A 13,504-nucleotide genomic window follows, 5' to 3' on the forward strand; every position below is an offset into this window, starting at 1 on the left:
ATGTGCATGGGTAAAGCCTAGGCCCGGCGGACCTGATGCCCGATATCCCGGCGAAATTGCATGCCATCAAATTGCACCAGTTCCAGGCCCGCGTAGGCACGGGCGAACGCCTGGTCGAAGTTCTCGGCCTGGGCCACCTGGGTCAGCACTCGACCCCCTGCTGTCACCAGCGCGCCGTTCTCCTGGAGGCGCGTGCCGGCATGGAACAGCTGCCTACTGGCATCAGCATCGCTCTGCAGCTGAATGGGATCGCCCTTGCGTGGTGCATCCGGGTAGCCCTCAGCAGCGGCCACGATGCAGGCACTGCAGGCCTGGGTGATCGACAGGCTGGGAGCCAGGTCGAGACAACCCAAGGCGCAGGCCTGCAGGACCTGAGCCAGTTCAGGGCCGAGCAGCGGCATCAGGGTCTGGCACTCGGGGTCGCCGAAGCGGCAGTTGAATTCGATCACCTGGGGGCCGTCTGCCGTGAGCATCAGACCGGCGTAAATCACACCTCTGTACTGAATCCCCTTGGCTTGCAAAGCCTTCAGCGTGGGATCCAGCACCAGTGCACGGACCTCTTCCAGTCCGGCAGGGTCGAGCAGTGGGGCGGGGGCATAAGCACCCATCCCACCGGTGTTGGGGCCGCGGTCCCCTTCTAGCAATCGCTTGTGGTCCTGGGCGGGAGGCAGCAGCACCATCCGCTCCCCATCGCAGAGGGCGAACACCGACACTTCCGGACCCTGTAACCGCTCCTCCAGCACCACCCGCTCACCGGCGGCACCGAAACGGCCTGCAAAGGCCTCACGGATGGCGGTTGCGGATTCCTCGATGCTGTCTGCCACGGTCACGCCTTTGCCGGCGGCCAGGCCGTCGGCCTTCACCACCAGCGGCCGTTGGATGCGATCAAGCACCGCCAAGCCTGCGTCGGCATCGGCCACTGCCCAGTGGCCTGCGGTAGGGATGCCCGCTTCTGCCATCAAGGCCTTCGCCCAGGCTTTGCTTGCTTCCAGCTGCGCGCCATCGGCTGAGGGCCCGAAGACTGTCAGGCCGGCTGCGCGCAGATGATCGGCTACCCCAGCCGCGAGGGGCGCTTCAGGTCCGATCACTACCAGATCAATCGCTTGCTCGCGGCAGGCGGCAATTAAGCCGTCGGAGTCGCATTCACCAATGCTCAACTGCCCGCAGTCACCCAGCGCAGCAGTGCCGCCATTGCCGGGAGTCACCCAGACCGCCTCCACTCCTGGGCAGCGGCGCAGGGCCCACGCCAAGGCCTGTTCGCGGCCGCCGCCGCCCACCACCAGCAGATGTCGCAGGGGAGGCAGGGCTTGGGGACGGGAACTTGAATGGGCCATGGGAGCAGGCGTGACGGGCGAAGACCCTTAGGTTTGAGCGTCGCTCCCTCGCTTTCAGCACTGGCTGTCGACGATGCGGAGACTCGTCCATCTTTGTTGAGCGCCTGCCAGCCCATGGGATTGCTCCCCCTGCCCTTGTCATTGCTGCTGGCGGCGGCCCCTGTGGTGACCCCGCTGGGATCCGCTCCTGCTCCCGCCTCGCTACCAATGGCTCAGGACACCTTTGATGCGTTGCTGCTGGAGGGTGACCTGTCAGAACTGCAGGAGGCCTGCGTGGAGTCAGCTGGCTTCGGCGCCAATGATCGGCTGCAACAGCTGCGGGATCGGCTCCTGCAGGTGGCGCCGGCTCCCCAGCCTTTCTCTGTGGTGATGGCGAACGCCAGGGCTCTGATGACTTGCAAGGACCCTGCTGGTGCCCAGCGGGTGCTGAGTCGCTACGGACCTGGCACGGCGCGCCAGCGGCGCGAATGGCTGCTGCTCTCCTGGCATGCCGCGAGTGCAGCGCTGGATCAGGAGCGCGCCATCCTGGCGCTGCTGCGATTGGCTGACGGACAGCCCGGACGTCTGGAGGGGGAGCAGCTGGTGGTGGGTCTGGATGCGCAGGGCCAACCCCTTGTGCGTTCTGGCCTGGATGTGCTGGCGCAGGCGCAGGTTGCGTCTGGGCAGACGCTGGATGCGGTGCAGACGCTGTTGGCTGGTCGCACGCCTGGCAAGGTGGCAGCGCGTCGACTCGCGATCGTCGCGGAATTGCTGGCGGAATTGGAGCCGGACCGCAGCGCACCCCTGTTGGAGACGGCGCTGGATCAGGCGGCTGCCGATCAGGCCTGGAGCCTGGCGGAGGAGCTGCTGCGTCTGCAACTACGACTGGAGTTGGCCAACGGTGGCAGTGGTGAGCGGCCGAGGGAGCGATTGCGTCGCCTGGCAACGCGTGTGGATGACCAGTTCACCCTGCTCGAGCTCGAGGAGGAGGATCCACTGCTAACCCCAGAGCAGCGCCAGCAGCTCGAGCAGCAGCTGCGCTCTCCCCGCGAGCCCGGGGGGCATGCCGCGCTGGGAGAATCGCCGAATCCTGAAGCCGGTGCGTCCGGTGTTGACGACCAGCCATGACCATCCCCCACGGTGATCTCCTCTACGAAGGCAAGGCCAAGCGCATCTATGCGAGCGACAGCGATCAACAGGTGCTGGTGGAATTCAAGAATGACGCCACGGCCTTCAATGCTCAAAAGAAGGCTCAACTCGACGACAAGGGACGTTTGAACTGTCAGATCTCCGCCTGTCTCTTTGAGCTGCTGGAGGCGCAGAACATCCCCACGCACTATCAGGGGCTGGTGAACGACACCTGGATGGCGGTGCAGCAGGTAGCTGTCATCCCTGTGGAGGTCGTGCTTCGCAACACCGCCACGGGGTCCTTGTGCCGGGAAACGCCGATTCCTCAAGGAACATCTCTCGATCCCGCCCTGCTGGATCTCTATTACAAAGACGATGGCCTGGGCGATCCGCTCCTGACCGATGCCCGTCTGGCATTGCTAGGCGTGGTGTCGGTAGAGATGCGGGATCGGATCGAGGTGTTGGCCAGACGGGTGAACGCTGTGCTGATTCCCTTCTTTCGATCCGTCGACTTGCAGCTGGTCGATTTCAAGCTGGAGCTCGGGGTGAATGCCACCGGTGATCTGTTGGTGGCTGACGAGATCAGCCCCGACACCTGCCGCCTCTGGGATCTGCGTAGTGCCGATGAGAATGAGCGGATTCTGGATAAGGATCGCTTCCGTCAAGACCTCGGCGGCGTGATCGAGGCCTACGGGGAGGTCTGCAAACGGGTACAAGGGGCGTGCCCCAAACCCCGCATCTGGGGCTAGTTTCTGCGACGTTTGTGGCCATTAAGGCCAAGTTTCGCCCTCCCCCATGGCCGCTTTTTCCTCCCGCCGAACTCGGAATGCCGTTCGGCACGGCGCATTGGGGCTGGTGCTGGCCTTGCCACTGGTTGCGGGTCTGCCGACGCAGGCCCAAAGCGAGGGCTCCGAATCGGAACGTGATCAGGCCCAGCTCGAAGACGTGCAGGTGGATGCTCAGACCAATGGGTTGAGTGAAGAGCCGGGTGCTGCGGAGCCCATTGAAGTGGTGCCGGCTCCCGCTTCCGGTCCGCTGGCCGAACCGATCCCGGTGACGCCGGAGCAACCGCGGGTGTTGATCACGGAGGTGATCATTGAGGGCATTGATGGCCACCCTGAGCAGGAGCGTCTCGAACTGGCCGCCTATGACGCCATGGCCGTGCGTCCCGGCAGCCGCGTCACCCGAGATGAGCTGAAGCTCGACCTTGATGCGATCTACGCCACCGGTTGGTTCTCTGATGTGCGCATCGAGCCAGTCAATGGTCCGTTGGGTGTGCAGCTGGTGGTGCAGGTGATGCCCAATCCGGTGCTCAGCGAGGTGGTGCTTGCGCCGGAGGACAACTACATCGAGCCGCAGGTGATTGAGGACACCTTCAGTTCGGACTACGGCCGCACGCTCAATCTCAGAGAGCTGCAGCTGCGCATGAAGGAGCTGCAGAAGTGGTATGCCGATCAGGGCTATTCCCTGGCTCGGGTGAGTGGACCGACCCGGGTGAGCCCGGATGGTGTGGTGGAGCTCAAGGTGTTGATCGGCACCGTGGCCGGTGTGGAGGTCCAATTCGTCAACAAGGAGGGTGATAACACCAACGAGAAAGGCGAGCCGCTGAAGGGCAAAACCAGGCCTTGGGTGGTCTCCCGCGAGATTTCCCTGAAACCGGGCGAGCCGTTCAACCGAACGCAGCTCGAGGGTGACATCCGCCGCCTCTACGCCACGTCTCTGTTCAGCGACGTCAAGGTGACCCTGAAGCCAGTGACGGGTGAGCCGGGCGAGGTCACCATTGTGCTGGGCATCGTGGAACAGTCCACGGGCTCGCTCTCCGGTGGTCTCGGCTATAGCCAAAGCCAGGGTGTGTTCGGCCAGGTTCAGCTGTCGGACAGCAACCTGTTTGGTCGCGCCTGGAATCTGGCCCTCAACATCACCTACGGCCAGTTCGGTGGCCTGGCCAACCTCACCTTCTCGGATCCCTGGATCAAAGGCGATTCGCATCGCACCTCCTTCCGGACTTCGCTGTTCCTTAGCCGCGAAGTGCCGCAGGTGTTCCAGAGCCAGGACGAGGGCGATATCCGCACGCTGGATGCCTACGAGGACAATGGTTCCAGAAACGCCTATTCGATCAACTCCGACAAGAACCCGGCAGGTCGCAAATTCGACAATGTCGCGGAGGCCAGTGAGAAATTTCCCAACGTCAGCTGGTTTGATTACGAAGGCGATTCCGTGGCATTGCAGCGGGTTGGCGGCAATGTGATCTTCGCCAGACCGTTGAACGGTGGCGATCCTTTTAAGCGGGTGCCCTGGTCCGTGCTGGCCGGTCTCAACCTCCAAAACGTCCGCCCGATCAACTTCAGTGGGGATACACGCCCTTACGGCATCCCCAACGACCGCTTCCGCGACGGCAAGATCCCCGACGACGAGATCATTTGCGTTGCGTTCAACTGCGCCAACGAGAACAATCTGGCAAGCCTGCGTCTGGCCGCCTCCTACAACAATTTGAACGATGCCCGCAATCCAACGTCGGGCAACTTCTTCAGTGTGAGCACGGAGCAGTACGTCTCCGTGGGTGAGAACTCACCCACGTTCAACCGCGTTCGCGGCACCTACACGCACTTCATTCCGGTGCGGTGGCTGAAGCTGTTCAAGGGTTGCCGACCGAAGGAGGGTGAGCCCGAGAACTGTCCGCAAGCATTGGCCTTTCAATTCAAGGCCGGCACCGTGATTGGTCAGCTGCCCCCGTACGAGGCTTTCTGTCTGGGTGGTTCCAACTCCGTACGTGGATGGTTTGATTGCGACCTGGCTGTGGGTCGCAGCTTTGGCGAAGCCACGATCGAATATCGCTTCCCATTGATCAGCATCTTTGCGGGCGAGGTGTTCATCGACGCCGGCACCGACTTCGGGTCTCAGGGCAATGTTCCCGGCAAGCCTGGCGAACTGCTCGACAAGCCCGGTTCCGGTGTGTCCCCAGGTGTGGGTGTGATCATCACCACGCCGGTGGGTCCTCTGCGTCTGGAGGTGGCCAGCCAGAATTTCACCGAAGAGTATCGCTTCAACCTGGGCGTCGGCTGGAAGTTCTGATGGTCTGCTGGCCCAGTGATTACGACGGTGCCTGGACCTTGGCCGGTTCAGCCCGTCGCAGCGGGATCGGTCTCCACAGCGGCCATGAGGTGGCTGTGCTGTTGCATCCCTGGCCGGATGCTGGCGTCTGGGTGAGCTGGTCAGGTGACTCCGAGCCACCGGTGCGGCTGCAGCCCTCTCAAGTGCGCGACAGTCAGCTCTGCACCACGCTGGAACTGGGGGATCGGCGTCTGTCCACAGTGGAACACCTGCTGGCGGCTTTGGCTGGCTGCGGCCTGACCCATGTGCATCTGGAGGTGGATGGCGGTGAAGTGCCGCTGCTAGACGGTTCAGCGCAGGGCTGGGTTGAGGCGATCGCTGAGGTGGGGATCACGCCTGCCGGTACACCCGCCGCCTCTCGCCCCGTGCTAGAGGGGCCAGTGACTCTCCACCGTGGCAACAGTGTGATCACGGCGACGCCAGCGGAGCAGTTCACGCTGGTGGGGATGATCGATTTTCCGCAAGCTGCGATCGGTCGTCAGCAATGGACCGTGGCGCTCACGCCGGAGCGCTTCGTCGCGGAGATCGCGCCCGCCCGCACCTTCGGCTTCCGTGAGCAGGTGGAGCAGTTGCGGGCCGCAGGCTTGATTCAAGGTGGGGCTTTGGACAATGCTCTGGTCTGCGACGGGGATCACTGGGTGAATCCACCTCTGCGTTTTCCCGACGAACCGGTGCGCCATAAGCTGCTGGACCTGATCGGTGATCTGGCACTGGTGGGTTTCCCGCGTGCCCAGGTTCTGGTCTACCGCGGCTCCCATGGTCTGCACACCGACCTCGCGGCGGCCCTGGCCGATCGTTCCGCTGTTCAGCTCTGACTGATTTGACTTCCCCTTCCACCACTGCCGCCACTGCTGCCGCCGCGATAGTCCCCGAGACCCTGCTCAATGCCGAGCAAATCATGGGGTTGCTGCCGCATCGCTATCCCTTCGCTCTGGTGGATCGTGTGATCGAGCATGTCCCCGGCGCAAAGGCGGTGGCGCTCAAGAACGTCACCTTGAACGAGCCGCAGTTTCAGGGGCATTTCCCTGGGCGACCGTTGATGCCTGGCGTTCTGATCGTTGAAGCGATGGCCCAGGTGGGTGGATTGATCGTCACCCAGATGCCCGATCTGCCCAAGGGGTTGTTCGTGTTCGCCGGTATCGATGGCGTGCGCTTCCGCCGTCCGGTGGTGCCTGGTGACCAGCTGCGCATCACCTGTGAACTGATCAGCCTCAAGCGTCAGCGTTTCGGCAAAGTGAAGGCTGTGGCGACAGTGGACGGCCAGCTGGTGTGCTCCGGCGATCTCATGTTCTCGTTGGTGGACTGAGCATGATGAGCGAACAGCGTTCCCCCGCCGTGACTGCTGAGGACCGTCCTCCACAGATTCACCCGCTGGCAGCGGTCGATCCAGGCGCTGAACTGGCGAATGGAGTTGTGATTGGCCCTGGTGCCGTTGTGGGCCCTGAGGTGCAAATCGGAGCCCACACCTGGGTGGGCCCTCATGCCGTGCTCGATGGCCGGCTGACGATCGGCGCGCACAACAAGATCTTCCCTGGTGCCTGCATAGGGCTCGAGCCTCAGGATCTCAAATACAAAGGTGCCCCCACGCAAGTGGTGATCGGTGATCACAACGCCATCCGTGAATGCGTGACTATCAATCGGGCTACCGAGGAGGGAGAGGAGACTCGCATCGGTAACTACAACCTGCTGATGGCTTACTGCCATTTGGGCCACAACTGCGTGCTGGGCAACGGCATCGTGATGTCGAATGGCATCCAGGTGGCTGGTCACGTCTTGATCGAAGACAAGGCTGTCATCGGTGGATGTCTGGGTATCCACCAGTTCGTGCACATCGGTGGCATGGCCATGGTGGGAGGCATGACGCGGGTGGATCGCGATGTGCCTCCTTATTGCCTAGTGGAGGGTCACCCCGGCCGCGTCCGTGGTCTGAACCGCGTCGGCCTGCGGCGACGCGGCTTTAATGGCGAGGAGCTCAAGCAGCTCCAGGAGGTTTGGTCGTTGCTGTATCGATCGGACCATGTCATTGCCGAGGGTCTGCGCCTGGCGCGGGAGCAGTCGCTGATGCCCCTAGCGGATCATCTCTGCACCTTCCTTGAGGGCTCGATCTCCAAAGGACGGCGGGGTCCCATGCCAGCTGCCATCGGGCGCTGATGGTGCGGTTACTGATCAGCACCGGAGAGGTGTCAGGCGATCTGCAGGGCAGCCTGTTGATCGCTGCGTTGCACCGACAGGCTGCCCTTAGGGGGATCGACCTGGAGGTGTTGGCTCTCGGCGGTCAGCGCATGCGTGCCGCTGGTGCGGAGCTGCTGGCGGACACGGCCCCGATGGGGGCTATTGGGCTCTGGGAGGCCCTGCCGCTGGTGGTGCCTACGCTCAAGCTGCAGGCAAGCGTGGATCGGCTGCTGGGGCAGCGTCCCCCGGATGGCGTGGTGCTGATCGATTACATGGGTGCCAACGTGCGCCTCGGCAACAGCCTGAGGCGGCGCTTGCCGCACATTCCGATCACGTATTACATCGCTCCCCAGGAGTGGGCCTGGCGCATCGGTGATGGTGGCACTACGGAGCTGCTCAAGTTCACCGACCGCATCCTGGCAATCTTCCCGGCGGAAGCAGAGTTCTATGAGCGGATGGGTGCTGAGGTCACCTGGGTGGGTCACCCCCTTCTCGACACGGTGCTGAGCCGACCGGAGCGGGCCGAAGCTCGTGCCCAGCTTGGCTTACCTGACCAAGGCAAGCTGCTGCTCCTGCTGCCAGCTTCGCGGCCCCAGGAGCTGCGTTACCTGATGCCAGTGCTTGTCGAGGCGGCGCTTCGCCTGCAACAACGGGACCCCAGCTTGGATGTGATGGTTCCCGCTGGGTTGGAACGATTTGAACAGCCCCTGCGTAAGGCCCTGGCTGCGGCGGGTGTGCGCTCCAGGGTGATTCCCGCCGATCAGGCGGACAGCCTCAAGCCACTGCTCTTCGCTGCGGCCGATCTGGCTCTCGGCAAGTCGGGCACCGTGAATCTGGAACTGGCCCTGCAGGGGGTTCCCCAGGTGGTTGGGTATCGGGTGAGCCGCGTGACCGCCTGGGTGGCCCGGCATCTGCTGCGCTTCAAAGTGGCGCACATCTCACCGGTGAACCTTTTGCTGAACGAGCGGTTGGTGCCGGAGCTGCTTCAGGATGAGTTCGATGTCGATCGCTTGGTGACGCTGGCGGCACCGTTGCTGGAGGCTGGCGAGGCACGTCAAGCCATGCTCAGTGGCTATGACCGGCTGCGTACAACTTTGGGTGAGCCGGGGGTGACTGATCGTGCCGCCGCCGCCATCCTCGACAAGCTCCCTGCGCCCTCCAACTCGTGATCCGATGCCTGTTGCCGCTGCTGATGGCGGTCCTGTTGCTGCTGTTCGCTCCCGTATCGGTGTTGGCGGCGGCGCAGGACGCGGTGCTGGCTGGGGGCTGCTTCTGGTGCCTCGAGAGTGATCTCGAACACCTGCCTGGGGTGCTGTCGGCGGAGAGCGGCTACACCGGTGGCACGGTGGCCCGGCCGACTTATCAGCAGGTGAGCAGCGAGACCACCGGTCATCAGGAGGCGGTGCGGGTGCGGTTTGATCCCGCAAAGATCAGTTACGCCCGTTTGCTGCAGTCCTATTGGCGCAATGTGGATCCGCTCGATGGCGGCGGCCAGTTCTGCGATCGTGGTGATTCCTATCGCCCGGTGATCTTTACCCAGGGGGAAAGACAGCAGGATCAGGCCTTGGCCAGCAAAGCTGCAGCGGCCGCGGAGCTGGGTGTGCCGGAAACCGCGATCAAGGTGGAGATCAAACCGCTCACAACCTTCTGGAAAGCTGAGGGTTACCACCAGGATTACGCCATGCGGTCCAAAACCAAATACACCTATTACCGCTGGGCATGCGGTCGTGATCGCAAGCTTGACCAGGTTTGGGGAGCAAAAGCGCGAAGTGGGGCCCCATGGGCTGATTGATGCTTACTACCCCGCATGCTGTCCTGAGGTTCACACGGCATGACTTGATGCTCGTCAGTCCGTGGTGCTTCGCTGTGGTGAACCCACTGCAGCGGCGGCGACTCACCCTCTCTGGAGATGCGTTGAGGAATCGCAGCGAACCAACGATGAGAGCGTTCGTTCGCTGCGCCAAACGATGTGTTGCCTTACGGAAAAAGGACGCGATCCTGAAGACAAGTTTTTAGTCGCTCCGTGATGTTCATCACTGTTTTTGGTCAAAAGGGTGGTGTCGCTAAAACATGCAGCAGTGTTCACATCGCAGCGTGCTGGAGCCACCAGCAAAAACGGGTGGTGCTGGTTGATGCCGATCGCAACCGCTCAGCGACGGCGTACGGGGCTAGAGGGCTCTTGCCTTATCCCGTTGTGCCCATCGAAGCGGCAGCCAAAGCGACGCGATCAGCAGAGATTGTGATCACAGATGGGCAAGCCAGCAGCAACGAAGAAGAAATGAAAAACTTAGTTGAGGGGGCTGATTTCATTTTGCTACCCACCACGACGCAGAGTCGATCAATCGAATTGACAGTTGAGATGTCACAAATGCTTAGGCAATACAAAATCCCGTTTGCTGCATTGCTTGTTAAAGTAGATGCACGCAAAGAAGCTGCGGCTGAACAAGCGATCGAGTTATTTGAAGGCTTCGATATCAAGGTTTTGGCTACGCAGATCCCACTCCTGAGTGCTTTTGAACAGGCAGAAACAGAAGGAGTCACGGTTGATCGGGCCATTGACAAGCGGGGTCGTGCCAATTCCCGCCGAATGGCAGGTTGGGCTGCATACAGTGCAGCCTGCAAGGAAATTGAGGTTCTATTTGAGGAGCACCACAAACAGAATCAGAATCATTCACCGATTGGATGGGACTTCACACCCATGGAAAATCGTATGGCGGCGTAAGACGAATGATGTGCGAACGAGCCGTCAACTCAACTCGCGGGATGAGGTCTCGCTGAGTTCAGAACGAACCTCGTTGCGACTCGTTTCTTTCGAGTTGTGACTGCAGGGGTCAACGCTGCCGCAGCCTGCTGAGCAGTCTGAAGTCCCGAACGAGGGGCTGGCATGACAGCCCCTCGTTCGGGACGACAGGTTGACCATTCACCGCCAGGACCCCAGGGAGCGCAACGCGTCCAGGACAACCTCGACTGCTGGGACTGCGGGCTTGACCGGCACCTGAACGGCGTCTGGAGATCCAGGGCGCACGACAAGACCGCCTGGGGTATGCCTTCAGGGCGCAGTATTCGCCGCGTCTTATTTTTATGAATCTGAGGAAAATCTGTGGAAATTCTGTAGCAACTGATGCTATTGGATTCAGTCACTTCTCAGTGAAGGTGCGGGTTTTCCCCCCTCGACGTTGACCCAAACATTGCGTACTATCAATGGACGAATTGTGAGAAAACTGTATGTATCTGCTGACCATCAAAGACGGTCTCGTGACACGTCATGTTGGTCCGTACCCCTCTCCGAAGCAGGCCTCCGATGACCTTGAAAGAGTCATGGCCACCTGCTCGGATCGGGCTCGTTGGCAGATTCATGCTCTGGAGCAACCCCAATCGTTGGCAGTGATGGCCTCCTGAGGCTTAAGACTTGCGGCCTGGATATCCGCGCAATAAACCTGATTCGATCATCAGCCCAACACCGGCGTTGATCAGGATCAGGCTGAGTGTGCCGTACCACCACCAGGGACCTCCATCGCTCCCCGCCAGCTGAAGGGTGCGACGGCTGACGGCCTCCCCGAACAGGCAAAGGCCCGCGGGGAGGAGCAGCACGCCCAGCTGAGCGCGGACGTACCAGCGGAGAGGGCTGGAAGCCATGGAGCTTGCTCCGGTCTGGATGGAATTTAGGCCGCTGCCGTTGAGGCCTGGCTCAGCACCCAGTTCACCAGCGTGCGAACGCCGTAGCCCGTGGCACCCGATGGGTTGAGATCCCGGCCCTTGTCAGTCCACACTGTGCCGGCGATGTCGATGTGCGCCCAGGGAATACCTGCTTCCACGAATTCTTTGAGAAACAGCGCTGCGGTGATTGAACCACCGGGGCGGGGACCGGTGTTCTTCATGTCTGCCAGCAGCGACTTCAAGCCCTTGCGGTAGCTGCTGTGCAGCGGCATACGCCAGAGCCCTTCGCCAGCATTGCTAGCGGCGGATTCCAGCGCTTCCGAGAGGCCGTCATCACCGCTCCACAGGCCAGCGATTTCATCCCCAAGGGCCACCACACAAGCACCGGTGAGAGTGGCGAGATCGACGATCGCGTCGGGCTTGAGCTCGCTGGCATACACCAGTGCATCCGCCAAGGTGAGGCGGCCTTCGGCATCGGTGTTGTTGATTTCGATCGTGGTGCCGTTGGAGGCGGTGACGATATCGCCGGGGTGCACAGCCGAGCCGTTAATCATGTTTTCGCAGGAGGCCACCAGCATGTGCACCTCCACGCCGGCGGGTTGCAGCTCTGCGATAGCGCGCATGGCGCCGAACACTGCAGCACTGCCGCCCATGTCGAACTTCATCATGTCGATCTGGGCCGCACCCACTTTGAGGTTGTAGCCGCCGGAATCGAAGGTGAGGCCTTTACCCACGAGCACCAGACGCTTGTGCACCGCATCGCTCGGGCGGTACGTGAGGTGAATGAACTTGGGATCCATGTCGGAGCCCTGGCAGACCGACAGGAAGGAACCCATGCCCTTGGCCTCGCAGTCGGATCGCTCCAGCACCTTGAGCTCGAGACCATGGTCTTTCGCGAGGGCCTCGGCGGTGTTGGCCAATTCGCTGGGGGTGACGCTGTTGGGCGGTGCAGCCACCAGCTCCCGGGCCAGTTCCACACCGGCGCACACCGGCTGAATCGCCGCCAGGGCTGCGTCGATGCCGGCAGGCCATTGACCCAGCAGCTCCAGCTGATCGGGGCAGGGTTTGGGCTCCGGCTTGCTGTGGAAACGCAGGTCGCTGTAAAGGCTGAGGCGCACGGCTTCCGCAGCGGCGATGGCATCGCCCGCCGGATCCTCTGATCCCCAGGGCAGATGCAGCGCCAGGCTGCCGCTCTGACCATTCGCCGCCCGGGCAGCCGCGGCAGCGGCTTTGCGCAGGCTGTTGCGGTCCACCTCAGCGGCATCCCCCAGGCCCACCAGCACCAGCGCTGTGCAGTCGCTCCTCAACAGCTGCAGGCTGGCCAGATCACCGCTTTTGCCGGTGAAAGGTTTCTGCTTTAGCCAAGCGCTGAGCTGCAGATCGAAGCGCCGCTCCATCGCCGCCACCAGGTCCTGTGGGTCGTCCTTGGGGATGCCAAGCGCCAAAACGGAACCACTCCAGGCCTCAGGGGTGGCTGGAGAGAGAGAGATCTTCATGGGGAGCTGATGCCTGGACTGATGCTAGAAGCTGCGCTCAGTCGGCTTGGAAGGGGGTGGCCCAGCGGTCGCGCATTTCCTTGTTGAACGGAGGCTGCCAGCGCCTGATCAACGTCTGTTCCAGTTGCCGTCGTGCTCGGGTCCCTTGGGGAACATCCCCCCAGAAGCGGATGCTGGGGCTGCAGCTCAGTCCGCAGCTGGCGCAGGCTTCCTGGTATGCCGCCAGATAGGCCTTGCAATCGTGCTCGCCCTTCCAACGGCGATCGGCGGCCTTGGTTTCGCCCAGATAAAGAAGGATGGGAAGGTCGAGATGGTCCGGGCGGTCCATCACCCAGTAGAGAGCGGCCCCCTGGTGGGGACTCTCCGGCCAGCGCCAGAAACTGAGGGGGAGGGGATTCAGGCTCAGCGGTTGAATGTCTTCCGCCGGAGCGCTGACCGCCCCGAACAAGCTGCCCTGGCTGTCGACCTGGGCCTTGGCCTCAAACAACGGGGCTTGGGCGCGATGCACCCGCTCTTGCCAGCTGCGCAGTTGGTCAGCGGTGAGTGTGAGGGCAGCCGCCTGCTGATCGGATGCGCCAGCAGCTGCTTGATTGAACAGGTCGCCCTGGCGCGGAGCAGCAGCCATGG

At 62.2% G+C, this 13,504-nt stretch carries 14 protein-coding genes; 10 read left to right on the plus strand and 4 right to left on the minus strand.

The window, feature by feature from the left end:
• Positions 1 to 17: 17 nt before the first annotated feature.
• The gene (gene purD, locus SynA1560_RS04015) at positions 18 to 1,334 is read right to left on the minus strand and encodes a phosphoribosylamine--glycine ligase (RefSeq protein ID WP_186470364.1); all 1,317 of its coding nucleotides are present in this window, start codon (positions 1,332 to 1,334) and stop codon (positions 18 to 20) included.
• A 114-nt stretch (positions 1,335 to 1,448) separates the two neighbouring features.
• Here purD and SynA1560_RS04020 point away from each other — a divergent pair, with 114 nt between their 5' ends.
• From SynA1560_RS04020 to SynA1560_RS04065, 10 genes are all read left to right on the plus strand, one after another.
• Positions 1,449 to 2,441 carry a hypothetical protein gene (locus tag SynA1560_RS04020; protein WP_186501221.1) on the plus strand — a complete coding sequence of 331 codons (993 nt, stop codon included), beginning with the start codon at positions 1,449 to 1,451 and terminating at the stop codon, positions 2,439 to 2,441.
• Positions 2,438 to 3,190, plus strand: coding sequence for a phosphoribosylaminoimidazolesuccinocarboxamide synthase (gene purC, locus SynA1560_RS04025; protein WP_186470366.1), 753 nt, complete (start codon positions 2,438 to 2,440; stop codon positions 3,188 to 3,190). Before SynA1560_RS04020 ends, purC begins: the two co-directional genes overlap by 4 nt.
• A 46-nt stretch (positions 3,191 to 3,236) precedes the next feature.
• Positions 3,237 to 5,513 (plus strand): BamA/TamA family outer membrane protein, encoded by a 2,277-nt coding sequence (locus tag SynA1560_RS04030; RefSeq protein WP_186501222.1) that lies wholly within the window; start codon positions 3,237 to 3,239, stop codon positions 5,511 to 5,513.
• Positions 5,513 to 6,367 carry a UDP-3-O-acyl-N-acetylglucosamine deacetylase gene (gene lpxC, locus SynA1560_RS04035; protein WP_186501223.1) on the plus strand — a complete coding sequence of 285 codons (855 nt, stop codon included), beginning with the start codon at positions 5,513 to 5,515 and terminating at the stop codon, positions 6,365 to 6,367. Before SynA1560_RS04030 ends, lpxC begins: the two co-directional genes overlap by 1 nt.
• 83 nt (positions 6,368 to 6,450) lie before the next feature.
• Positions 6,451 to 6,858 (plus strand): 3-hydroxyacyl-ACP dehydratase FabZ, encoded by a 408-nt coding sequence (fabZ, locus tag SynA1560_RS04040; protein ID WP_186471006.1) that lies wholly within the window; start codon positions 6,451 to 6,453, stop codon positions 6,856 to 6,858.
• A gap of 5 nt (positions 6,859 to 6,863) precedes the next feature.
• Positions 6,864 to 7,703: an acyl-ACP--UDP-N-acetylglucosamine O-acyltransferase gene (gene lpxA, locus SynA1560_RS04045; protein WP_186501224.1), complete on the plus strand. Its 840-nt coding sequence runs from the start codon at positions 6,864 to 6,866 to the stop codon at positions 7,701 to 7,703.
• Entirely contained in the window at positions 7,703 to 8,893 is a 1,191-nt protein-coding gene (gene lpxB, locus SynA1560_RS04050; RefSeq protein ID WP_186501225.1) for a lipid-A-disaccharide synthase, read from the plus strand. The genes lpxA and lpxB overlap by 1 nt, the downstream gene beginning before the upstream one ends.
• Positions 8,894 to 8,916: 23 nt before the next feature.
• A complete protein-coding gene (gene msrA / locus SynA1560_RS04055; protein ID WP_186501226.1) occupies positions 8,917 to 9,516 on the plus strand; it encodes a peptide-methionine (S)-S-oxide reductase MsrA in 600 nt (199 codons plus the stop codon).
• A gap of 234 nt (positions 9,517 to 9,750) precedes the next feature.
• Positions 9,751 to 10,446, plus strand: a complete 696-nt coding sequence (locus tag SynA1560_RS04060) for a ParA family protein (RefSeq protein WP_186501227.1) — start codon at positions 9,751 to 9,753, stop codon at positions 10,444 to 10,446.
• Between the two features lie 503 nt (positions 10,447 to 10,949).
• Positions 10,950 to 11,123 carry a hypothetical protein gene (locus SynA1560_RS04065; protein WP_186501228.1) on the plus strand — a complete coding sequence of 58 codons (174 nt, stop codon included), beginning with the start codon at positions 10,950 to 10,952 and terminating at the stop codon, positions 11,121 to 11,123.
• 3 nt (positions 11,124 to 11,126) lie between these two features.
• Here SynA1560_RS04065 and SynA1560_RS04070 read toward each other — a convergent pair whose 3' ends face one another.
• From SynA1560_RS04070 to SynA1560_RS04080, 3 genes are read right to left on the minus strand one after another with little or no spacing between them, the layout of a single operon-like run.
• Complete coding sequence (locus SynA1560_RS04070; protein WP_186470374.1) at positions 11,127 to 11,360, minus strand: hypothetical protein; 234 nt, start codon at positions 11,358 to 11,360, stop codon at positions 11,127 to 11,129.
• A gap of 26 nt (positions 11,361 to 11,386) precedes the next feature.
• Positions 11,387 to 12,877, minus strand: a complete 1,491-nt coding sequence (locus tag SynA1560_RS04075) for a leucyl aminopeptidase (protein WP_186501229.1) — start codon at positions 12,875 to 12,877, stop codon at positions 11,387 to 11,389.
• 37 nt (positions 12,878 to 12,914) lie between these two features.
• Positions 12,915 to 13,502 carry a GIY-YIG nuclease family protein gene (locus SynA1560_RS04080; RefSeq protein WP_186470376.1) on the minus strand — a complete coding sequence of 196 codons (588 nt, stop codon included), beginning with the start codon at positions 13,500 to 13,502 and terminating at the stop codon, positions 12,915 to 12,917.
• Positions 13,503 to 13,504 lie beyond the last annotated feature (2 nt).

The organism is Synechococcus sp. A15-60 (genome assembly GCF_014280095.1).
Taxonomy (GTDB): domain Bacteria; phylum Cyanobacteriota; class Cyanobacteriia; order PCC-6307; family Cyanobiaceae; genus Synechococcus_C.

What these genes read in the sequence shown, in the direction of transcription:
- SynA1560_RS04020 (WP_186501221.1), top strand. Translation starts at nt 1,449, where the DNA reads ATGGGATTGCTCCCCCTGCCCTTGTCATTGCTGCTGGCGGCGGCCCCT.
- SynA1560_RS04065 (WP_186501228.1), top strand. Translation starts at nt 10,950, where the DNA reads ATGTATCTGCTGACCATCAAAGACGGTCTCGTGACACGTCATGTTGGT.
- purD (WP_186470364.1), bottom strand. Translation starts at nt 1,334, where the DNA reads ATGGCCCATTCAAGTTCCCGTCCCCAAGCCCTGCCTCCCCTGCGACAT.
- lpxC (WP_186501223.1), top strand. Translation starts at nt 5,513, where the DNA reads ATGGTCTGCTGGCCCAGTGATTACGACGGTGCCTGGACCTTGGCCGGT.
- SynA1560_RS04075 (WP_186501229.1), bottom strand. Translation starts at nt 12,877, where the DNA reads ATGAAGATCTCTCTCTCTCCAGCCACCCCTGAGGCCTGGAGTGGTTCC.
- fabZ (WP_186471006.1), top strand. Translation starts at nt 6,451, where the DNA reads ATGGGGTTGCTGCCGCATCGCTATCCCTTCGCTCTGGTGGATCGTGTG.
- SynA1560_RS04030 (WP_186501222.1), top strand. Translation starts at nt 3,237, where the DNA reads ATGGCCGCTTTTTCCTCCCGCCGAACTCGGAATGCCGTTCGGCACGGC.
- SynA1560_RS04060 (WP_186501227.1), top strand. Translation starts at nt 9,751, where the DNA reads ATGTTCATCACTGTTTTTGGTCAAAAGGGTGGTGTCGCTAAAACATGC.
- lpxB (WP_186501225.1), top strand. Translation starts at nt 7,703, where the DNA reads ATGGTGCGGTTACTGATCAGCACCGGAGAGGTGTCAGGCGATCTGCAG.
- msrA (WP_186501226.1), top strand. Translation starts at nt 8,917, where the DNA reads ATGGCGGTCCTGTTGCTGCTGTTCGCTCCCGTATCGGTGTTGGCGGCG.
- purC (WP_186470366.1), top strand. Translation starts at nt 2,438, where the DNA reads ATGACCATCCCCCACGGTGATCTCCTCTACGAAGGCAAGGCCAAGCGC.
- SynA1560_RS04070 (WP_186470374.1), bottom strand. Translation starts at nt 11,360, where the DNA reads ATGGCTTCCAGCCCTCTCCGCTGGTACGTCCGCGCTCAGCTGGGCGTG.
- SynA1560_RS04080 (WP_186470376.1), bottom strand. Translation starts at nt 13,502, where the DNA reads ATGGCTGCTGCTCCGCGCCAGGGCGACCTGTTCAATCAAGCAGCTGCT.
- lpxA (WP_186501224.1), top strand. Translation starts at nt 6,864, where the DNA reads ATGAGCGAACAGCGTTCCCCCGCCGTGACTGCTGAGGACCGTCCTCCA.